Origin of the sequence: Edaphobacter acidisoli, from assembly GCF_014642855.1 — a bacterium.
Lineage (GTDB): Bacteria > Acidobacteriota > Terriglobia > Terriglobales > Acidobacteriaceae > Edaphobacter > Edaphobacter acidisoli.
On record NZ_BMJB01000001.1, the window covers coordinates 284573 to 305173 of the forward strand.

The 20601-nt window shown below is 59.9% G+C and carries 14 protein-coding genes; 8 read left to right on the top strand and 6 right to left on the bottom strand.

Annotated features, from left to right (window positions below):
• Positions 1 to 5: 5 nt before the first annotated feature.
• Complete coding sequence (locus tag IEX36_RS01055) at positions 6 to 731, top strand: response regulator transcription factor (protein WP_188757529.1); 726 nt, start codon at positions 6 to 8, stop codon at positions 729 to 731.
• Between the two features lie 99 nt (positions 732 to 830).
• On the top strand, positions 831 to 3224 hold the full coding sequence (gene lptG / locus IEX36_RS01060; RefSeq protein WP_188757530.1) for an LPS export ABC transporter permease LptG: 2394 nt from the start codon (positions 831 to 833) through the stop codon (positions 3222 to 3224).
• Between the two features lie 3 nt (positions 3225 to 3227).
• On the opposite strand, the gene larE is transcribed toward lptG, so the two are convergent.
• Together larE and IEX36_RS01070 are read right to left on the bottom strand one after the other, a co-directional pair.
• On the bottom strand, positions 3228 to 4097 hold the full coding sequence (gene larE, locus IEX36_RS01065) for an ATP-dependent sacrificial sulfur transferase LarE (protein WP_308422265.1): 870 nt from the start codon (positions 4095 to 4097) through the stop codon (positions 3228 to 3230).
• 33 nt (positions 4098 to 4130) lie between these two features.
• The gene (locus tag IEX36_RS01070) at positions 4131 to 4556 is read right to left on the bottom strand and encodes a helix-turn-helix transcriptional regulator (RefSeq protein WP_229668597.1); all 426 of its coding nucleotides are present in this window, start codon (positions 4554 to 4556) and stop codon (positions 4131 to 4133) included.
• An 84-nt stretch (positions 4557 to 4640) separates the two neighbouring features.
• Between IEX36_RS01070 and IEX36_RS01075 the strand changes: the two genes are divergently transcribed.
• Complete coding sequence (locus IEX36_RS01075) at positions 4641 to 6437, top strand: tetratricopeptide repeat protein (protein WP_188757531.1); 1797 nt, start codon at positions 4641 to 4643, stop codon at positions 6435 to 6437.
• 6 nt (positions 6438 to 6443) lie between these two features.
• Here the strand turns inward: IEX36_RS01075 and yiaK are convergent, their stop codons facing one another.
• A complete protein-coding gene (gene yiaK, locus IEX36_RS01080) occupies positions 6444 to 7454 on the bottom strand; it encodes a 3-dehydro-L-gulonate 2-dehydrogenase (RefSeq protein WP_188757532.1) in 1011 nt (336 codons plus the stop codon).
• A 145-nt stretch (positions 7455 to 7599) separates the two neighbouring features.
• Here yiaK and IEX36_RS01085 point away from each other — a divergent pair, with 145 nt between their 5' ends.
• A complete protein-coding gene (locus IEX36_RS01085; protein ID WP_229668598.1) occupies positions 7600 to 8679 on the top strand; it encodes a Gfo/Idh/MocA family protein in 1080 nt (359 codons plus the stop codon).
• A 15-nt stretch (positions 8680 to 8694) separates the two neighbouring features.
• Here the strand turns inward: IEX36_RS01085 and IEX36_RS01090 are convergent, their stop codons facing one another.
• Positions 8695 to 9465, bottom strand: coding sequence for a glucose 1-dehydrogenase (locus IEX36_RS01090; protein WP_188757533.1), 771 nt, complete (start codon positions 9463 to 9465; stop codon positions 8695 to 8697).
• A 153-nt stretch (positions 9466 to 9618) separates the two neighbouring features.
• On the opposite strand from IEX36_RS01090, the gene IEX36_RS01095 reads away from it, so the two are divergent.
• From IEX36_RS01095 to IEX36_RS01110, 4 genes are all read left to right on the top strand, one after another.
• A complete protein-coding gene (locus IEX36_RS01095) occupies positions 9619 to 10701 on the top strand; it encodes a class I SAM-dependent methyltransferase (RefSeq protein ID WP_188757534.1) in 1083 nt (360 codons plus the stop codon).
• Positions 10702 to 10900: 199 nt separating this feature from the next.
• Positions 10901 to 11731: a 5-dehydro-4-deoxy-D-glucuronate isomerase gene (kduI, locus tag IEX36_RS01100; protein WP_188757535.1), complete on the top strand. Its 831-nt coding sequence runs from the start codon at positions 10901 to 10903 to the stop codon at positions 11729 to 11731.
• The gene (locus tag IEX36_RS01105; RefSeq protein ID WP_229668599.1) at positions 11731 to 12837 is read left to right on the top strand and encodes a sugar kinase; all 1107 of its coding nucleotides are present in this window, start codon (positions 11731 to 11733) and stop codon (positions 12835 to 12837) included. Before kduI ends, IEX36_RS01105 begins: the two co-directional genes overlap by 1 nt.
• Positions 12838 to 12864: 27 nt before the next feature.
• Positions 12865 to 13518, top strand: a complete 654-nt coding sequence (locus IEX36_RS01110) for a bifunctional 4-hydroxy-2-oxoglutarate aldolase/2-dehydro-3-deoxy-phosphogluconate aldolase (protein ID WP_188757536.1) — start codon at positions 12865 to 12867, stop codon at positions 13516 to 13518.
• Here IEX36_RS01110 and IEX36_RS01115 read toward each other — a convergent pair.
• Positions 13515 to 14651 (bottom strand): alginate lyase family protein, encoded by a 1137-nt coding sequence (locus IEX36_RS01115; protein WP_188757537.1) that lies wholly within the window; start codon positions 14649 to 14651, stop codon positions 13515 to 13517. The genes IEX36_RS01110 and IEX36_RS01115 overlap by 4 nt on opposite strands.
• Before the next feature lie 35 nt (positions 14652 to 14686).
• Complete coding sequence (locus IEX36_RS01120) at positions 14687 to 20524, bottom strand: beta strand repeat-containing protein (RefSeq protein ID WP_229668600.1); 5838 nt, start codon at positions 20522 to 20524, stop codon at positions 14687 to 14689.
• Between the last annotated feature and the right edge of the window lie 77 nt (positions 20525 to 20601).

The following is a 20601-nucleotide window of genomic DNA, read 5'->3' on the forward strand; positions in this document are numbered from 1 at the left end:
GAGTTATGGATACCTCCGCGCCGCTGATCGCCGTTGTTGAAGACGAGGAACACCTCGCACAGGGGCTGCTCTTTAACTTGCAGGCCGATGGCTACCGCACACGTCACGAGGCCGACGGCGATGCGGCGCTTGCCTGGCTGATGAATCCGGACGAAGAGATTGCGGCTGTGATTCTGGATTGCATGCTGCCGGGAACCGATGGCTTTGAAATCGCCCGCGCGCTGCGGAGGGCACAGCGTTACACTCCAATACTGATGCTGACTGCGCGAAGCCGGCCCGAGGATATTCTCGAAGGCATCGAGGCGGGTGCCGACGACTACCTTCCCAAGCCGTTCGATCTGAATATCCTGCTCGTTCGGCTCAAGTCGCTTCTGCGCCGTACCGCATGGCACAGCGCAGCCATTGTGGAACAGCAGGCGCCGCCAGACGAGTACGCCTTCAACCATCGGACTATTCGTTTCGACACGCTTGAGCTCATCGCGCCCAACCGCATGACGCACCTGACGGTGATGGAGGCCGACCTGCTCCGCCACTTCACAAGCCACCAGGGTGAGATTGTCTCGCGCAAGGACATTCTCGAACAGGTGTGGCGCGTTCATGAAGACACCGATACGCGGGCCATCGACAACTTCATCGTCCGCCTGCGCCGCTATATCGAAGACGACCCCGCCCAGCCGAAGCACCTTGTCACCGTGCGTGGCATCGGGTATCGGTTTTTGCCGAATCCATAAAAGCGCGCAGGAATCCAATGGATGTTGCCGGTGAGGCTTCTGCTCGCTTCTCCCGGCCGCGAACAGCCTCGCTCCGCTATAAACTAAATCTGCACGTTCATGCGCATCTTTACCCGCTACATCCTCCGCGAAGTCACCTCGCACGCTCTGCTCGGAGGAGCGCTGTTCACCTTTGTCATCCTGATGCGCGACCTCGGCAAGGTGCTCGACCTTGTGGTGCGCGACTCCGCTTCGTTCGGCGACGTGCTGCGCATCATCGCCTATACGCTACCCCCTGCGTTGACCGTCACGATCCCGATGGCTGTGCTGGTCGGCATCCTGCTCGGTCTCTCGCGGCTCGCTGCCGACAGCGAAATCACCGCGATGCGCGCCAGTGGCATGGGCGCGCTCGACTTTGTCGGCATCGTCTCAATCGTCTCTGCCGTCGGGCTTGCCCTGAGCCTTTTCAACTCGCTCTACCTTGCGCCGCGTGCGGCGTCCGGGCTCATCTCGATGGGAGAAACGCTCAAAAACTCGCAGGCGTCGTTCGAGGTCCAGCCGCGCGTCTTCTATGAAGACTTCAAAAACTACGTTCTCTACATGCAGGATGTAACGCCAGGCGCTGGTGCGGCCAAGTGGCGGCACGTTTTTCTCGCCGACCTCACCCAGCCGGCGACGCCTCACATCACGACCGCTGACAGCGCCATCGTGGTTGCCGGTGCGCCTAATTCTCCCGATGCGCAGACTATCCGGCTGCATCTGCTGAATGGAGGGCAGCACGAGATATCGCCAACGAACCCGGCACAATACGACATCTCCACCTTCAGCTCGATGGACATTCCCATCCAGACAGAGGCGCCGGGCGACACGCATCTGGGTCGTCTCGACACGCCCATCGTCGCGCTCTCTCTGCCCGAGCTTTGGCGCCGCGGCCGTGCGTATGATGCGAGCAACCCGGACCATCCACCGTCTATCTACCGCATCCAGTTCAACAAGCGGTTTTCGTACCCGTTTGCCTGTCTCGTTCTGATGCTGATCGGCGTGCCTCTCGGCCTCGCCTCGAAGCGTGGAGGCAAATCCACCGGCTTTGTCCTCACGATCGTTCTCGTCTTTATCTACTACTTTCTCTCGTCGGTCGGAGAGGCGTTTGCTAAATCAGGAAGGCTGTCGCCGTTTCTGGGCATATGGGGTGCGAACCTCATCTTCGCTGCTGCGGGCGCGTTCTTTCTGTATCAGATGTCGCGCGGCGGCGTTGCGCTTGGCGTCTTCGCCAGCATCGGCGCATGGCTCAGCAACCTCGCTACCCGGCTGACCAGCGGCGCAGGCCCAGACAGTCTCGCCAGCCGCCTGACACCCGATGTCGCTACGTTGCTTCGCCGCTTCCGCAGCACCTTCCGCGTACAGTTTCCACTGCTGCTCGACGACTACGTCATGCGCGAGTACGCCACGAACTTCGGCCTCGTGCTCTTTTCTTTCTCCACGCTATTCGTCATCTTCACTTTCTTCGAGCTGATCGGCGACATCTTCCGCAATCGCACGCCACTGGTCACGGTTGGCGAATACCTCATCAATCTCATTCCGTTCATCCTCTACAACGTCACTCCGCTTTGCGCTCTCGTTGCCGTGCTCATCACGTTTGGCGCGCTCAGCCGCACGTCGGAGATGACGGCGATGAAGTCCTCGGGCATCAGTCTCTACCGCATCATCACGCCAGTGCTTGTGACGACGCTGCTGATCTCCGCAACGCTCTTCGCCTTCGACGAGCTTTACCTTCCTGCTGCCAATCGCCGCCAGGAAGCGTTGCGCTCGATCATCAAGGACAAGCCGGCACAGACATTTCTGCGCCCCGACATCAACTGGATATCCGGCGAGACGACACATAACGGCGACCCCTCGCGCATCTTCTACTACCAGTTCTTCAACGCGGACAAAGACAGTTTCGCCAACATCACCGTCTTCGAGTTCGACCCCAACACCTTCGCGCTGGTGAAGCGCATCTTCGCTACTTCGGCCAACTGGGACCCGCGGGTGAATAGCTGGGTCTTTGTGAATGGGTGGGAACGCACCTTCTCTGGTGAGACCGTCTCCAACTACCAGCCGTTCACCGTCACCACGTTCCCTGAGGTCAAAGAGCAGCCCTCGTACTTCAAAAAGGAGTTCCTGCCTTCGCAGGAGATGTCCTACGCGGAGCTCTCGCACTACATTGACGACCTGCGCCAGTCTGGCTTCAACACGCGGCAGCTCAGCGTGCAGCTCAACAAGAAGCTGGCGTATCCGCTCATCACGCTGGTGATGGCAATCCTTGCCATACCATTCTCGCTCTCCATGGGTCGCAAAGGCTCGCTTGCAGGCATCGCCACGGCGATTGGCCTGGCAATTACCTACTGGGTTGTTGCGCTCTTGTTTGAGTCGATGGGCAACGTCAACGCGCTGCCTCCGCTGCTTGCCGCCTGGACGCCTGATCTGCTCTTCGGCATCGCCGGAGTCTATTTATTGCTGCGGACATCCACCTGAGATTTATTTGCTGGCAGGAGTGATCGCCGTGGCGGGCAGGACCTCGTTCATGCTGCCGGAGCGATAGCCCTGGGTGTCGAGCGTGACGTAGCGAAAGCCAAGCGGCTTCAGGGCAGCGGTGATCCGGTCCAGCATCTCGATCGTCAGCGCACCTGCAAGCGCATCGCGAGCGATCTCGATGCGTGCCAGCTCGCCATGATGGCGGACGCGTACCTGCCGAAAACCGAGCTTGTGGAGCGCGTCTTCGGCCTGTTCAACCTGCGATAGATTTTCGCGCGTGACCGGCCTGCCATATTCAATGCGCGAAGCAAGACACGCTGATGCTGGTTTATCGGCAAGCGAAAGTCCGGCCTCACGCGCCAGCTGGCGAATCTCAGGTTTGGTGAGCTGCGCGGTTACCAGCGGAGCCACAGCGTGGTGCTGGGCCGCAGCCCGCTGGCCCGGGCGGAAGTCGCCACGGTCGTCGAGATTCATCCCATAGGCGATGTGCCGAAAGCCGCGTTCCGCGCGCGTCTGCTCCATGCGGGTGAAGAGTTCGTCTTTGCAATGGAAGCAGCGCTGCGCATCGTTACGCTGATAATCGGGATCATCCAGTTCAGCGGTCTTGAGCACTTCGAGCGGAATATTGTGCTCGGCTGCAAAGACGCTCGCCGCGGCAAGCTCAGCGCGCGGCAGTGAAGGCGAATCGGCGATGACCGCAAGCATCCTGTCCCCGAGCACATTGTGCGCCGCCCACGCAAGATAAGCCGAGTCCGTTCCGCCCGAGTAAGCAACGAGCACACTGTCCAGTTCCTCAAGAGCGGAGCGCAGTGCCGCGGATTTTTGTGCGAGGTCCATGCCTGCCTTCATGGTAAGGCTTTTGAGGCTACGCATGCACCTCGCGCTGTTTCGGCTAGCGGAGATGGGCTAGCGGAGATGGTCGAGGCGCTCAATCATCACGTCGGTCGACTTGATGAGAGCAGCGGCGGTGTCGCCCTTCTTCAGATGAAGCTCGCGCACAGCGCCGGCGGTGATGATGGAGGTGATATAGGCGTCACCAACAGCGAGCACTACCTCTGCAAGCAGGCCTTCAATTTGGATGCTGACGACCTTCCCGGCAAGCTGGTTGCGCCCGCTCACCTGGCGGAAGCGCTCGCGCGATTCTGTGGCGGGCTTGGACTTGTCTTTGGCGAGAAATGGCTTAAGCGATGACTCTGGGATGCGATGGTGACCGCCTGGCGTCTGCACAGTCTTGAGCTTTCCACCAAGAATCCATTGTTTGATGGTGGGATAGCTGATGCCAAGAAGGCGGGAGGCTTCACGTGGAGTCAGCATGTGCGCGGTGGTGGGCATGGCATAGATGTTGTAGCACTTTTGCCTGCGCTATGCACCTGTAAATCCCGGCGCATATACTGCCTGTTCAGAGACGAGGTGCGTATGCGGTGTCGAGGAATCGTCGCAGGAGCAGCCCTTGCCGTGTTCGCAGTTGCCGGCCTGGGCGCGCAGATGAATATGTCCGGTCACGACATGGGTATGCAGATGAAGGACGTTCCTGCTCCGGACAAGCTGCCCGCGCCGGTGAAGATGACCGGCATCGGCAACAGCTATCTGGCGATTAAGGCGACACCCGAGGCGCAGGCGTGGTTCGAGCAAGGCTTGAATCTGTTGCACGATTTCTGGGATTACGAGTCGGCGAAGGCCTTTGAGCAGGGGATTCGCGTGAACCCAAACTGCGCGATGTGCTACTGGGGGCTTTATCAGGCGCTGATGATGCGCACTGGGAAGACGACTGCTTATACCGATGCGGCGCTGGCGAGCGCAGTCCGTTTGAGAAAGAAGGCGGGAAAGCAGAGCCAGCCTTATCTTGACGCAGCTGTTGCGGACAACGGTGTCGAAGTTGGCCCGGGAAAGAACGTAAAGGAGATCGCCATCTGGCGCGAAGCCGTGAAGAAGTACCCGAAGGACCTGCAGGCGAAGATATTTCTGGCCGAGAGCGTCCGCGATGGCTACGACGAGAACGGCAATCCCAGGAAAGGGCAACAGGAGGCGATCTCGATCCTTGAAGAGGTCTTGAAGCAAAAGCCGGACGACTCGGCCGCGAACCACTATTGGATTCATGCGATCGAGCCGGGCGCGCACCCTGAGCAGGCGTTGCACAGCGCGACTGTGCTGGCGGGTCTGGCCCCGGCCTCTGGGCACATGGTCCACATGCCTGGACACATCTTCTATCGCGTAGGCGACTATGCGCAGGCAGAGCATTGGTTCGCTGCTTCAACTGCGGTTGACGAGAGCTACATGCGCGAACAGCACGTGAGCGTTGACGATGACTGGAACTACATCCACAACCTGATGTATGGCGTTGCAAACCTGATGGAGGAGGGCAAGCTGCATGATGCCGTCCTGCTTTCGCGCAAGCTTCCAGGTGGTCGTGGCGAGGATGCTGCGACGTTGTACATAGGCTCGCCGCGCGATGGAATAGCGCGTCTGGATGAGCAATTACCGGTTGCGATGCGACTGGGCGACTGGGCCGGAGTCGAGAAGATGGCGGCGGAGAGCAAGCCTGAGGCGCGTTTTGAAAACCTGAACCTGTTGGCTGGACAGTTAAAAGACTTTGCAGCAGGAATGCTGGCCGTTGAAAGCGGCGATGTAGCTGGAGCGCAGACCTCTTCGCTGCGATTGGACGCTGCGCTCTGGCGCATGTGGGAGCAGATGAAGGACGCGCCGAAGCCAAAGAAGCCGTCGCCATCCGCGCCGGTACAGGTGGCTGTGATGCCGGACGCGCTGCCCGGCCCGCTGCTGTCGAATCTGGCAGTGATGTCGTTGGAGTTGCGAGCTTCGATCCTGGCGGCACAAAAAAAGTTGCCGGAGTCGAAGAAGGTTTTCTCTGAAGCCGCGCGTGAAGAGAAGGAGCTGGGCTACCGCGAGCCTCCCGTCTATATCCGTCCAGTGGGCGAAACCGAGGGCGCAGCCCTGATGCGTGCGGGAGACTACACCGGAGCGCATGCCGCTTACGTAGCGGCGCTCGCAGAGCGGCCGAAATCAGGCTTCGGCTTGTACGGCGAAGCACAGAGCAGCGAAGCCGCAGGCAACATGGCACAGGCGCGCAAAGAATATGCGGAGTTTCTCACGGTCTGGAAAAATGCCGACCAGAGGCTGCCGGAGCTCGCGCACGCACGCGAATACCTGGCCGGTGAGAAGGTCCTGGCTAGCACAAGCGCAGCACCGAAAAACTAAATAGCCTTACTGGTATTTGCTGTTGAACTCGTTCCAGATATCAGCATCAACGGGCACACCCAGCCGCATGTTCTCTTCTCTCAACTGCAGCGTTTGCTCACCCGGATAGCGAAGAGGCTTGTCGGCGTTGAGCGGCGTTGTGCCATGCAGATGATCGATGATGCCGTCCGCAATGCCCGTCAGTTCGCCAGCAGGAGCAAGGTTGGCCGGGTCAATCGCAAGAAAGACCTGCGACTGTCCAGCCTCGCGAAGCGGGTCCAAGCCAAGTTGATACGTCGCCAACCCACCGGAGAGCATTGCGCCTACCATGTCGAGCACAAGTGACAGCCCCGATCCTTTCCAATAGCCGATGGGCAGCGCACGTTGCGTAGCTTCAATCGCTGCGGCATCCGTGGTGAGATTGCCTTTCTCGTCGAAGCCGCCGGGGACGGGCAGCGGCGCATTGCGCTTGCTGTAGGCCGCGAGCGTTCCATAGGAAAACTGCGACATCGCCATGTCAAGCACGATATGGCCTTCGGGGCGCGGAACGGCGATGACGAGTGGGTTGTTGCCAACCGTAGGTACGGCGGTTCCCCATGCGGGAAGATTGGGCAGCGTGTTCGACCAGCAGAGCGCGAAGAGTCCAGTCTCCGCCGCGAGCCAGCCGTATGTTCCGCCACGCATCCAGTGATTGGTGTTGGCTAACGCAAGCGCAGCGACGCCGTGCTCTTTGGCCAATGTGATCGTGCGCTGCATTGCGGCGTAAGCATTCAGATTGCCTATACCACGATGCCCATCCCATCGCTCGATGGCTCCAAATGTTGTGGTTAGAGTAGGCTCTGCGTGGACATTAATGCTGCCGTTCCGCACCATCGCGGCAAAGCGCGGGAAACGATTGAGGCCGTGTGTGTAGACCCCATCGCGTGTAGTCTCTGCAAAGAGACGCGCACTGAGCGCAGCACGCTCTTCCGAGAGTCCCAGGTGCAACATGGCTTTGCGGAGTGCGGCATAAAGATCGTCGAAGGAAACTCGCATCATGGTTCCATGCTAAAACGCGACAGAGAGCAGGGAAGAGTGGCCGGAGAAAGTTCGTGCATCTTTAGTTTTCATTTGTAAAAGCCATTTGTTAAACCTGATTGCTATTGGTAACTTTGAAAGTGCAACCGGTTTGAGGAGCGTCTGAATGGATGTGGTGAAAGCAATGCGTGGCGCGGTGGCCCCGAAGCCTAGAATAGCAAGGCCTATCGTATTAGTAGGTGCAGGCGGCATCGCGCACGATGCTCATCTTCCTGCCTACAAAAAGGCAGGTTTCGAGGTGGTTGCCATAGTAGATCGTGACCGTGCGAAGTCCGAAGCGCTGGCGGAAAAATTTGGTATTCCGTTTGTTGCAACGACGATTGCTGAAGCAGTTGCCTACGCCCCCAAGGACGCGGTCTTCGATTGTGCCGTACCCGCTCCTGCGCTGACGAGCGTGTTGCCTCAATTGCCGGAGGGTGCGGCAGTGTTGCTGCAAAAGCCGATGGGCGAAACGCTGGCAGAGGCAACAGCGATACTGAACATCTGCCGCAACAAGGGACTCGTGGCGGCGGTGAACTTTCAACTGCGCTGGGCTCCCAACATGCTCGCAGCCCGGGCCCTGGCTGGAACGGGCGCGCTCGGCGAGTTGCACGACATGGAAGTTTCAGTGAGCTGCCACATGCCGTGGGAGCTTTGGAGCTTCCTGAAGACCGCACCACGCCTGGAGATTCTCTACCATTCGATCCACTACGTCGACCTCGTGCGTGCATGGTTCGGCAACCCACGCGGCGTTTACGCAAAGACGATGAGAAGCCCGCGAACGCCCGATCTTGCCGCGACCAAAAGCGTGATGACGTTCGACTATGGCGATGACAAGCGCGTCTTCATCGCAGCGAACCATAGCCATGCCTTCGATCCTAAGATGCAGCGTAGCTTTGTTCAGTGGGAGGGCATGACTGGCGCCATGCGCGCTCGGATGGGCGTCAACCTTAACTACCCCATTGGCCTTCCCGACAACCTCGAATACATCGTGAGCGGAGACAGCGGCTGGAAAGACGCGCCCGTCAGTGGCAACTGGTTTCCCGACGCCTTCATGGGCTCGATGGGATCGCTGCAATGCTACGTGCAGGGCGAGACGACAACGCTGCCTACCAGCGTAGAAGATGCCATCGACACCATGCGCGTAGTTGAAGCAGCGTATATCTCAAGCGAGCGTGGCGGAGTAGCCATGCCGCCGATCGACTGATGCTGGCTGAACCGGCTAGCGGCCCATCCAGCCTCCATCGACGGTCAGCACTGTGCCGGTGACGTAATCGCTCGCCGATGAGCTGAGAAACAGAGCAGCTCCCGCGAGATCTTGCGGCTGTCCCCAGCGCGCCGCTGGAATGCGCTCGAGGATCTGGCGATTGCGCGTCTCATCTGCCTGCAGCGCCTCGGTGTTGGTGGTGGCGAAGTAGCCAGGCGCTATGGCATTCACCTGAATACCCTTGGCTGCCCACTCATTCGCAAGCGCCTTCGTTAGTTGCGCCACACCGCCCTTGCTCGCGGCATAGGCCGGAACGCGAATTCCACCCTGAAAGCTGAGCAGTGAAGCTATATTGACGATCTTGCCGTGCCCGCGCGGAATCATGTCGCGCGCCGCAAGCTGCGAAAGCTGAAAGACACTGGTGAGATTCACCTGCAGCACCTGCTGCCAGTCTTCAAGCGGAAACTCCTCAGCGGCATGACGAATGATCGTCCCGGCATTATTGACCAGAATGTCGATGCGTCCAAACTTTTTCGTCACTTGCGTGAAGAGATCTTCGGCCCCATTTGTGGAGGAAAGATCAGCGCGAAATGCCGCAGCTTTTGAGCCGATTGCCGCAGCAGTCTCCGTGGCCGGGCGGCGGTTGCCATGACATGCGACGGCAGCCCCTGCCTGTGCAAGCGCGGCTGCAATAGCCGCTCCTAGACCGCTGGCGGAGCCGGTGACGAGAGCAACTTGATTGTCGAGACGGAAGAGATCGAGAACATTCAATGAATTGTTTTGCATGACTGATGCAACTTTACCCGGAGCGAGAGAGCAGGGCAAACAGCATGGCTGGCGCGTCATTGTGTGTTGCCTGCCGAATGCTGCCGGACTATGATCTCTGACCGCAGGTATATTCAGGCACATCTATCTTTGTCCGAAAAGGAGACGACGACCATGGGCTCCGCAACGATTCCTACACCACAAATAAACGAAGCAAAACTCCACGAATTCATGATGAAGGCTGTCGGCGATATGGGCGCCGCCATGCACGCGGTTCTCGTAGTTCTCGGTGACAGGCTGGGACTCTACAAAGCGATGGGCGACAGCAAGCCAACCACCTCGGCCGAGCTTGCGTCGCGCACCGGAACCAGCGAGCGTTATGTTCGCGAGTGGCTGAATGCAAACGCAGCCAGTGGCTATGTGACGTACGATCCAGCAACGAAAATGTATACCCTGCCGCCCGAGCAGTCCCTGACGCTTACCAAGGAAGACGGCCCCGCCTTTCTTCCCGGAGCATTTCAAGTTATATCCGCCTGCTTCAGCGACCAAGGCAAGATTGAAGATGCGTTCAGGACGGGCAAGGGCATCGGCTGGCATGAACACCATCACGATCTCTTCCGTGGTACGGAGCGGTTTTTCCGCCCCAACTACATCGCAAACCTCACTTCAAGCTGGATTCCTTCGCTGAGCGGAGTGGAGCAGAAACTGAGTAGCGGAGCGAAGGTCGCCGATATCGGCTGTGGTCTCGGCGCTTCCACCATCCTGATGGCGAAGGCGTATCCAAAGTCGGAGTTTTATGGCTTCGACTATCACGACGGTTCAATCGCGATGGCCCGCGAAGCCGCAAAACGCGAAGGCATCGATGACCGCGTGCATTTCGAAGTGGCCTCGGCGAAGAGCTTCCCGGGCAAGGACTACGACTTCGTCGCCTTCTTCGATTGTTTGCACGATATGGGCGACCCGAAAGGCGCGGCAGCCTATGTTCACTCCACCATGAAACCAGATGGGACATGGATGATCGTCGAGCCGTTTGCCGAGGACGCAACGGAGGCAAACCATAACCCGATTGGCCGCGTCTTCTACTCGGCATCCACGATGCTCTGTGTGCCGGCGTCGATCTCGCAGGAGGTAGGCGCTGCACTTGGCGCGCAGGCTGGAGAAAAGCGCATCGGCGAAGTCGTGACTTCGGGCGGGTTCAAAAACTTCCATCGTGCTACGCAGACGCCGTTCAATCTGGTGTTTGAAGCGCAGGCTTAGCTGGAGGATGAAATTCTGGCCGCTGCCGTCCAAGCGATCGGCAGCGGCTTCTTTTTACCGAATCCGGCTGGTTTGATTGACTGGTTTAGTTTGGCTCTCGTATGTTGACTATAAGGGCATTTTTCTTGAGCGCGGTGGACGGCGCAGGCGTGCGTGTCCCTTGCATCAGCGATTTAATTTGAAGTGAGGAGTTAAGCAAATGCGGCTTTACCAGATGGCAGACCCGGTCCGCTACGAGTTGATGAATACCGATGATCTGCGCGAAACATTCCTGCTCGAAGGCTTCTTCCAGCCCGGAAAAATCGAGTTTGCCTATGTGGATCTCGACCGCACAGTCATCGGTTCAGCAGTGCCTGTCGGTGAAGCACTCACGCTCGAAACAGAGCCGGAGCTGCGCGCAGAGTACTTCCTCGAACGTCGCGAACTTGGTGTGCTCAACGTCGGTGGCGCGGGCTCCGTTGTGGTGGACGGCACGGAGTATTCGCTCGACAAGCTCGATTGTCTCTACGTGGGGCGCGGCAGCAGGTCGGTCACGTTTTCGAGCAAGAACAGCAAGGCACCTGCGAACTTCTATCTGCTGAGCTATCCGGCGCACAAGGAATACCCCACCGCGATGGTGAAGTTCGCCGACATGAAGGGTCTCGAACTTGGTAGCGTCGAGACCTGCAACAAGCGCACGATCTACAAGGCCATCTACAAGGAAGGCATCAAGAGCTGCCAGCTTGTGATGGGCTTCACGCTGCTGGCCACAGGTTGCAACTGGAACACGATGCCCGCGCACACGCACATGCGTCGCAGCGAGGTCTACTTCTACTTCGACGTGGACCCCACGCACCGCGTGTTCCACCTGATGGGGCCTCCCGACGCAACCAGCCATCTCGTCGTTGCTGATAAGGAAGTCGTTGTCTCGCCCGGCTGGTCGATCCACGCCGGCGTAGGCACGAAGAACTACGGCTTCTGCTGGGGCATGGGCGGAGAAAACCAAGCGTACGACGATATGGATGGCGTGGCCATCGCGGAGTTGCGATAGTGAGCGAGAACAAGCTGGTATTGCGCAAGAAAGAAGAGTGCAAGTGGGACTTGGTCAGCCTGGGCGAAGTCATGTTGCGCCTCGATCCCGGTGATGTGCGCGTTGCCACGGCGCGACAGTTCACCGCGTGGGAAGGTGGCGGCGAATATAACGTTGCCCGTGGCTTGCGTCGCTGCTTCGGCATGAAGACGGCAATCGTGACCGCGCTCGCTGACAATCCCGTAGGTCGTTTGCTTGAAGATCTGATGCTGCAGGGCGGCGTCGATCTCTCGCACCTCATGTGGACAAAGTACGACGGCGTAGGCCGCACCGTGCGCAATGGGCTGAACTTCACGGAGCGCGGCTTCGGAGTGCGCGCGGCGCTGGGATGCTCGGACCGTGGCCACACCGCGGTCAGCCAGTTGAAACCCGGCCAGATCGACTGGGACGAGATCTTCGGCAAAGAAGGCTCGCGTTGGCTACACACCGGCGGCATCTTCTGCGCACTGAGCGAGTCCACGCCCGAGGTGGCGAAGGAGGCGATGGTGGCTGCCCGCAAGCACGGCGTCATCATCAGCTACGACCTCAACTACCGCGACTCGCTGTGGAAGGCCATCGGCGGCAAGGCGCGCGCCACCGAGGTGAACCGCGAGCTGGCGAAGTATGTCGACGTGATGATCGGTAATGAAGAGGACTTCACCGCCGCGCTCGGCTTTGAGATCGAAGGCGTCGGAGACGACCTCGGCGAACTCGACTCGGCCAACTTCCGCAAGATGATTGAGAAGGCAGTCGCTACCTATCCGAATTTCAAAGCCGTAGCCACAACGTTGCGCCATGCGAAGACGGCAAGCGTGAACGATTGGGGCGCGGTCTGCTACTACGAGGGCAAGTTCCACGAGGCGCGGCCGATGCCAAATCTGGAAATATTCGATCGCGTCGGCGGCGGCGATTCGTTCGCATCTGGGCTCATCTATGGATTCCTCAATGACAAGGGCGCGGATTGGGCCGTCAACTGCGGCTGCGCTCACGGTGCGCTGGCAATGACGACGCCCGGCGATACTACCATGGCCACCTTCGACGAAGTGCAGCGCATCATGAAGGGCGGCGGCGCCCGCGTGCAGCGCTAGACAGAGAAGACTTACAGGGAGAGAACGATGGAGAAGATTGCAGTACTGAAGTCTCTGCGGGAGACCGGCCTGGTTCCGGTCCTGCGGGCGGAGTCGGTAGACAAAGCGCTGGCGCTAGCAGAGGCTATCGCCGCCGGTGGCGTGAACGTGCTCGAAGTTACGATGACCGTTCCTGGCGCGATCCAGGTCATGCGCACGCTTGCGCAGAAGCGGCCAGACATTCTCATCGGCGCAGGCACCGTGCTCGATGCCGAGACCGCTCGCATGTGCATCCTCGAAGGCGCGCAGTTTGTCGTCAGCCCCGCGCTCAATCTCGGCACCATCGAGATGTGCCATCGTTACTCCATTGCAGTGCTGCCCGGCGCGCTCACGCCAACCGAAATTGTTACCGCATGGCAAGCTGGCGCTGATGTCGTCAAGGTCTTTCCCGCAAGCGCAATGGGCGGCGCAAAATATCTGACCGCGCTCAAAGGCCCGCTGCCGCAGGTGGAGATGATTCCCACCGGAGGTGTTTCACTCGCAACCGCCGCGGAGTTTCTCGCGGCGGGAGCGTTCGCCCTCGGCGTAGGCTCCGACCTGGTGAACGCCAAAGCGATGGCCGAAGGCAAACCTGAGGTCGTCACCGACAGCGCGAAGAAGTACCTTGCCATCGTGAAAGAATTTCGCGCAAAGAAAATCTAAGCCCGCGGGCGAGTCACCCACAGCAACGGTTGGCGAATAGGGAACGTGCGCTGAAGCTCTGGAATGTCTGTGTCCGGCGGCAGCGTCTTCCACAAGTCGGCGTACTCTGGCCGGCGGTACGCGCGTGCGCAGAAGAGCAGGCTTGGCTGGCGTAGCGGCAGGCTCGTGAAGTACGCGGCGTCCGACTCATACGGCCACGTTCCCCGGTCCTTGATGAATGGATAGTGCCGCGCGATGGCAACACGCATTCCAGGGCCATCCTGCAACTCATACTCCCACACGCTCTCAAACTCGCCCGACAGTAACATGCAGATCGCCGCAAACATATCGAGGTTGAAGAGCGAGTTACGATAAGGGTTCGGCGTCGAAACCTCGTGAAGAAAAGTGCCATCCGCCATGATCTGCGCCCGAATCGTCTTCGATTTGTAGAGATGCCGCAGCGCGAGTAGTGCGGTGTCATCGGCGGTATTCAGATGCGCGCAAGCCGCAGCCTGCAGCAGCCATGATGTCCCATGATGGTCTTTGTGATCGCGCGCCAGCCCGGCAAGCAGCGATGAATTCAGCCAGTCGAGATAAGCCGCAAACCACTTCTTCACCGCGCTCAGCTTCTCCGCCGTCATCGCATCTGAGTTCGCCAGAAAGGGAACAGACTGCGCCACCTCGGCCAGATGCACCGCCTCAACCAGCCCCTCGGCCGCTCCGGTCTTTGCTGGAGGAACCGTACGCGCAAAATTCATCGCCGGAGTCATGCTCGTAGCCGGATCGACGAACCACGCATCAAGATGAGCTACAGCCTGCTGCGCAAAATGCTGATCTTTGGTCAGCACAAACGCCGCCGTCAGCGCCGGAACACACATCGAGAAGCGCAGCAGAGCATCGCGGTGCGCCACGAACGCGCCTGCATGGTCATCTGGTTCAGAGTAGTAGTCGTGAACGGTGCCCGGGCTGCGCGGGCAGGGAATCGTTGTAAGCGGCGCGGGCTTCTCCGTGAGATAGCGGCCAGCCGCTTTGATGATGCGATCGTGATCAATCGTCGCTACGTCAGGCCGTGCGGTTGATTGAGAGTGCAACGCACGCGGCGCCAGCATCAGCGCAGTGGCTTGTGTCAGGAATGTGCGACGGCTCGTCTGCATACGATTTATATCTTCGCCGGAAGAGTATCACGAGTCTATTGAGTGACGGTCAGGTTCACCGTGACGGATTGCGTGATCTGGGCACCGCTGGTCGAGCTTGCCGTGATCTGATACTGGTACGTCCCCGGCGGCGTGTAGCGAAGCCCTGGATCAGTCTGGTTGCCGCTGCCGCAACCCATCAGTGTCAGCGTGGCCGCACTGAAGATGACGATCCAGAGAAACGCCGTACGCCGAAGCGCAATCCGCGACCGTCGCGATCTCCAGAAGAACAGCAGCGCTGCAGGCAGCAGGCAAAGCACAGCACGGTTGTTTGTTCTGTTCCGTGCCGATTGAGTGGCAGCGACCCGCGTAACGGTCGTGATCGTCGCCGTAGAAGTCTGGCTTCCGCTATTAAGAATGACGCTCGACGGCAGCAGTGAGCACGTCGCATAAAGGCCCGCAGTGAGTGGCGTACAGTTCAGCACCACTCCGCCGCTGAAGCCGTTCAGTGGCGTAACGGCAAGAGCGTAAGAGCCCGCTATGCCCTGCGCGACGGTCGTACTGGCAGAGTTCGATCCGTTCACCGTTAAGGAAAATGTTCCATTCGGGCTTCCAGTACCGGTCAGAGGAATGCTGACAGGAGAACTCGCGTCACTGCTCGCGACCGTCAGTGTGCCTGCGCGTGAGCCAAGCGCCGTCGGGGTAAATGTGACGGTGACGGAGCAGCTTTGTCCCGGAGCAAGCGCAGTCAGCGTGCAAGGGACTGTGATGGCATAGTCGCCGGTGATGCTGAGCGCCACATTATTCACTGTGGCCGTGCCGGTATTGGCGAGCGTCAGGCTCAGGTTAGCCGAAGCCCCCACGGCGACGCCGCCAAAGCTCAACGCGCTCGGCGAAATTTGCAAGTGAGACTCGATGCCGGTGCCGGTCAAAGGTGCTGTCAGCGAAAGCGTGCTGGCAGTCGATGCAATGCTGACTGTGCCGTTGCGCGTGCCGGTTTGCGTCGGCGTAAATGTGACCTGAAGTGTGCAGCTTGTAGAAGGAGCAAGAACGTTGCCCGGCGTGGGACACGTGCCAGCAACCGTATAGTCGCCAGTAGTCGAGATGCCGTTGAATGTCGCCGCCGTCGTGCTGACGTTCGTAATCTGGATGGGGAGCGTGTAGCTGCTGCCCACAAGCACGTTGTCGAAGTTGAGCGATGTCGGCGAAAAAGTCAGCGTCGCTGGCGTAGATGCGCCAAGCAGGCTGATGAAGTCCAGCGCGTTCGCGGCATCGGAGGTGATCTCAATTGCGCTGATCTTCGTCCCCGCGCTCTGCGGCGTGAAGTACGCGTTGATAACGCAGCTCGCTCCAGCCACGACCGTGCCGCAGTTGCTTTGCAATGTGAAGTCAGCAGTCGTCTGCAGGTTTGTAATGTGCAACGTTGTCGTGCCTGTATTCGAAAGCGTAACGGCTTGTGCGGCGGAGGAGTTACCCGTTTGCGTCGTCGCAAATGTCAGCGAGCTTTGCGACGCAGTATAGGAAGCCAGCGGCGCGGCGTTCGAAGGCGAAGCAACATAAACCGGCGCAGCGCTGCCCGCAAGATCGACCAGGTCAGGACTGCTCGCAGCATCGCTCTCAATCACGAGCGTGCCCGTATCATTGCTCGGCGGCACCGCTGTCCCGCCCGCAGCCTGCTGGTTGATCGGAGAGTACGTCACGGTGACAGTGCACGTCTGGTTTTGGGCAAGCGTCGTGCCGCATGTTGTCGTGGCAAAAAATGGCCACTCGCTCGTGACGCGGCGAATGGTCAGCGGCGTAGTGGATGTGTTTTTGAGCGTCAGCGTCTGCGCGCCCGTCTGGCCGGAAGCAACCTGTCCGAAGTTGAGCGTGCTTCCTGTAGCGCCATTGGGAATCAGATTGCCCGCGATGGCAAGCGTCCCCGAGCCGTTGCCATAGCCTTCAAGATAGCCGAGCCCATTCAACGTGGCCGAGCCGTCCGTCGGCGTACCCTGAGCAAAAATCGTGCCCGTGATGTCGCCATTCGTAAGCGGCAGGAAGGTGACGGAGAAGTTGCACGAAGCATTCGGCGCAAGACCCGAGCAAGGAGCCCCGCTCAGAACAAATTGCCGCGGCAGCGCAACTGCCAGTGTGAGTGATTTCGCCGTGAGGTTATTGATCGTGAACTGCCGCGTCAGGCCCAGCGTCCCCGTAGCCTCAGGCCCATAGTTCGCCTGGGTGGGAATGATTTGGAGTCCCGCATCTTCTGTCGTGTAGTTGCCTACAAGCGCAACGGCGTAGTTGGTGGTTCCTGTACTGGTGCTGGTTACGGGTATCTCAAGCGTGTCGGCCTGAAATGCAGTGCCTGGCGTGAATGTCACGGCGACGGTGCAGGTCGCCGCCGGAGCAAGTGCGGCGCATGTACTTACGGCTGCGAACGCAGCATTGCCATTGGTCGGTGTTCCAATCTGAAGTGTTGCCGCGCCCGTGTTGGTCAGCGTAATGGTCTGCTGGGTCGCTGCTGTGCCGGGCACATTGGTGAACGTCAGCGCCGTAGGATTCAACGCCAGTCCAGTCGAGGGCGAGCCGAACCCCGTGAGCGTCGATGTCAGTGTGCTGGCCGAGGTCGCAAGCGTAAGTAAGCCAGTGCGCGGCCCTGTCGTGGTCGGAGCAAAATTAACCTCCACGAAGCACGAGGTATTCGGCGCAACCGAGCCCGTGCACAGCTGGCCTCCAGTCGACGCAGAGCTGACTGCGAAGTCGCCGCTCGTGTTGGCGGACGTCACACTCACCGCCGCATCGGTCAGGTTCGTCAGGGTAAACAGCATCGCGGGGCTCGTGCTGCCCACAGACACCGGGCCGAAGTCCTGGCTGATCGGCGTCAGAATCAACCCCGTCAGCGGAAGCCCCGTCCCGGTCAGCGTGAGCGGCTCCGGACTGCCGCTGCCGCCCGAGGCCAGCGTGAGCGATGCCGTCTCCGCGCCGGTGTTGCTTGGTGTAAATTGCACGCCCAGCCAGCAGTTCAGGCACGTGCCGCTGGCTGTTGAAGTGAACGCCGAAGCAGGTGGTTGGCCATGTCCGTAGCCGAGGTCTTCTACCAGGATGGCTTTGAAGTCACCGGTTGAAGTCGTTGCAGTGAGCGACGAAAAGGGCTGCGTAATCTTGTACCACTGCACCTCCGGCTGCCCGATAATCACGTCGCCGAAGTCGAGCGTGCCGTTGTTGGCCGCAAGAATTCCGGCGCCCGTGCCCGAGAGTGTGACATAAGCAGGGCTGGTTCCCGCGCCCGCCGTCGCCGAGAGCAGCCCTTGCCGTGTGCCCGGCTCCGACGGCGCAAACGTGATGACGACGCTGCACGTGCTCGAAGCCGCTAGCGTCACGCCGCAGTCGGTCGTGTCGGTAAAGTCGCCCGAGAGTGCAAGCGTCAGCGGAAACGCCGCTGTGCCCGTATTGCCAATCGTCACGGTCTGCGTGTTGCTGGAAGTCGATGTAACGGTGACCGCATTGCTGAAGCTAACCGTAGCCGGCGAAACCGACAGGCTCGGATTGACGGCTTCTCCGTTCGCCGTCGATTGCGACAGTGTCTGCCCAGTAACGAGCACGCTCAAACCTTCATCGAGTGCAAGCGTCACCGAGTCTGCCGAAGGCGCGGCCTGCGAGTTGTACGTCAGTGCAAGCTGACAGACCGTGTGCGGCTCAAGCGTCGTCGGGCAGTTGTCCGTCACGGTGAAAGGCGAACTCGCCGTCAGCGCAACCGGCGCGTGAGCAATCGGCGAGGCAGAGTCGTTCGAGATATACAGATACCGCGGCAGGCGCAGCCCTCCAGGAAACTGCGCGCCAAAATCAATCTCGCTGGCCGAGAGATCGAGCGCCGCTGCCTGCGTGTATCCGGTCAGCAGAACGGACCGTGAGCCAATCGGCCAGTACGTCTGCACAAATCCATCTGGAGTATTTGCAGAGTCGCTGAGCGCGAGCGTGATGTGACACGACGCCCCCGGCGCCAGCGTGCTCGTAGTCACGGTAGCGAAGGCGCAGTCAGTCGTCTGTCTCGTAAGCAGCCCCGTCGTACTCGGTGACGAAGTAAACGTCTGCGCCTGCGAGCCGAGATTCGTGACCGTGAGGATGCGCGTCGCCGCCGGGTCGCTACCCGTCACCACGCCAAAGTCCATCTCCCGCGCAGAAACAGCAATCGGGTTCGCCACATTTGTCGTCGCTGGCAGCGTAGCCGTTTCGGTCACCGCATTGCTCGATTGCACTGTGATGCTACCCGGCCCGCTGCCTGTCAGCATGATGCTGCAATCCGCTCCAGGCGCAAGCGTAAACAAGCAGTCATTATTCTCAGTGAAACCAGTAGTCGAGATCTGCAATCCAGTCGCCGTGCTTGTGCCGAGATTCCGCAGCGTAATGTTGGGCGAGTCATCGACCGAAAGCGCGAGGCTCGCCCCCGCCTGCGTCCCAAGCTTCGCCAGATACGCCGCATCGCCTGCGCACTCGCTTCCGTTGCAAGTGCCCGAGGCAAGCGCTGCATTGCGCACACTCGAAGGCAGCACCGAAGTCGCGTTCGTCAGCGGCAGGTCCCACGTCTCTGTCGCAAGCAGGCTGGAGCTTGCAGTCGCCGCCAGGCTTCCTGCAAAGACCGGCTCACCGCCTCCATCGACAGCCAGCGAAGTCAGGCTCACCGGCGCACTCGCATAGTTCGGGTTCACATTTGCCAGCCCGCCAAACCGCGCTGTCTGGTCCACGGTATTCTGAGCCGTCACATGAACTGCAAAGCTGTTGCCCATCTCTGCGAGAGGCTCAAGCGGAAGCAGCGGCCCTGTCATCGACGCAGGCAGCGAACCCACAACCCACGCCGCTCCGCCCGACGCAGTCGCCGCCACCGATTGCGTCCCCGGTGCGACCACCGTGGACGAGACCACCGTGCTGCCATCCAGCGTCATCCGCACCACTGACTGATATGCCGTATTCACTAGCGGCATCGGCGCATTTGAAACAGGGAACTGCCCCAGCGCAATCGACCCTGAGAGCAACAGATTTCCTGCAGCAGAATCCAGTACAAGCGACGTCACGCCAGAGCCTGGGATGAACGTCGAAAATGTAATGCCGTCGCCCGCAGGCGTCAGCTTCGTCAGAAATCCCGACGAAGTCCCCAGAATGCGCGGCACCACCGCGGCCAGCGTCGGATAGCCCGTAGAAGTCGTATACCCCGCGATGTAGGCATTGTCCGAAGCGTCCGCAGCAATGGCCGCAGGGGCCGTCGTCCCGTTCTCGCCGCTCAGATACGTCGCGTAGAGCAGAGTGGTCCCGCTCGCATTGAACTTCTCGACAAAACCATTCTGCGAACTGCCGCTGGCCGGGGTCTGAACCACGGCCGAAGGCGTCACCGGCAGGCCGCTGTTAAAGATGCTCCCCGTAACAAACACTGCATCCGCCGTCGCGGCAATGCCCGTAGCAGCCATCTGCCCGCTGCCGCAAAAAGTTACGAAAACAGGATTCAAGTTTGCATCAAACTTGCCGATGAAGCTGTTGATGCCGCTGCTGAGGGTAGGGAATGCCGCGCCCGGCGTGCTCGCCATCACGCCCGACCACGCGGTGCCGGTCACGTAGACATTGCCCGCGGGGTCCAGCGCCATCGCCAGGCCAATATCGCCCTTCGCGCCAAATTGTGCCTGCGCCAGCACAGTCGTGGCGGTTGGGTCGGTCTTGATGATGCGCACGCCGTCCTTCTGGTCGAGCAGCAGATACAGATCGCCGCCCGCATCCGCCTGGACCGCGTTGAACTGGCCCTGATTGGCCACCGAGCGCAGCCCTGCAAAGAGCAGTTGCTGAGGCCCCGTATTCTGCGCCGAAAGTGAAGAGACAAGCAGGCCGAAGGTTCCGGCAAGGGCAAGGCAAAGTGCGCGTAGTTTCATCATGGTCATCTGGCTGCGGTTACAGCGCCGCTTGCAGCCTGTCCTCAATATCCATGGTGGTGCCGGTTTAGGTGGTGCCT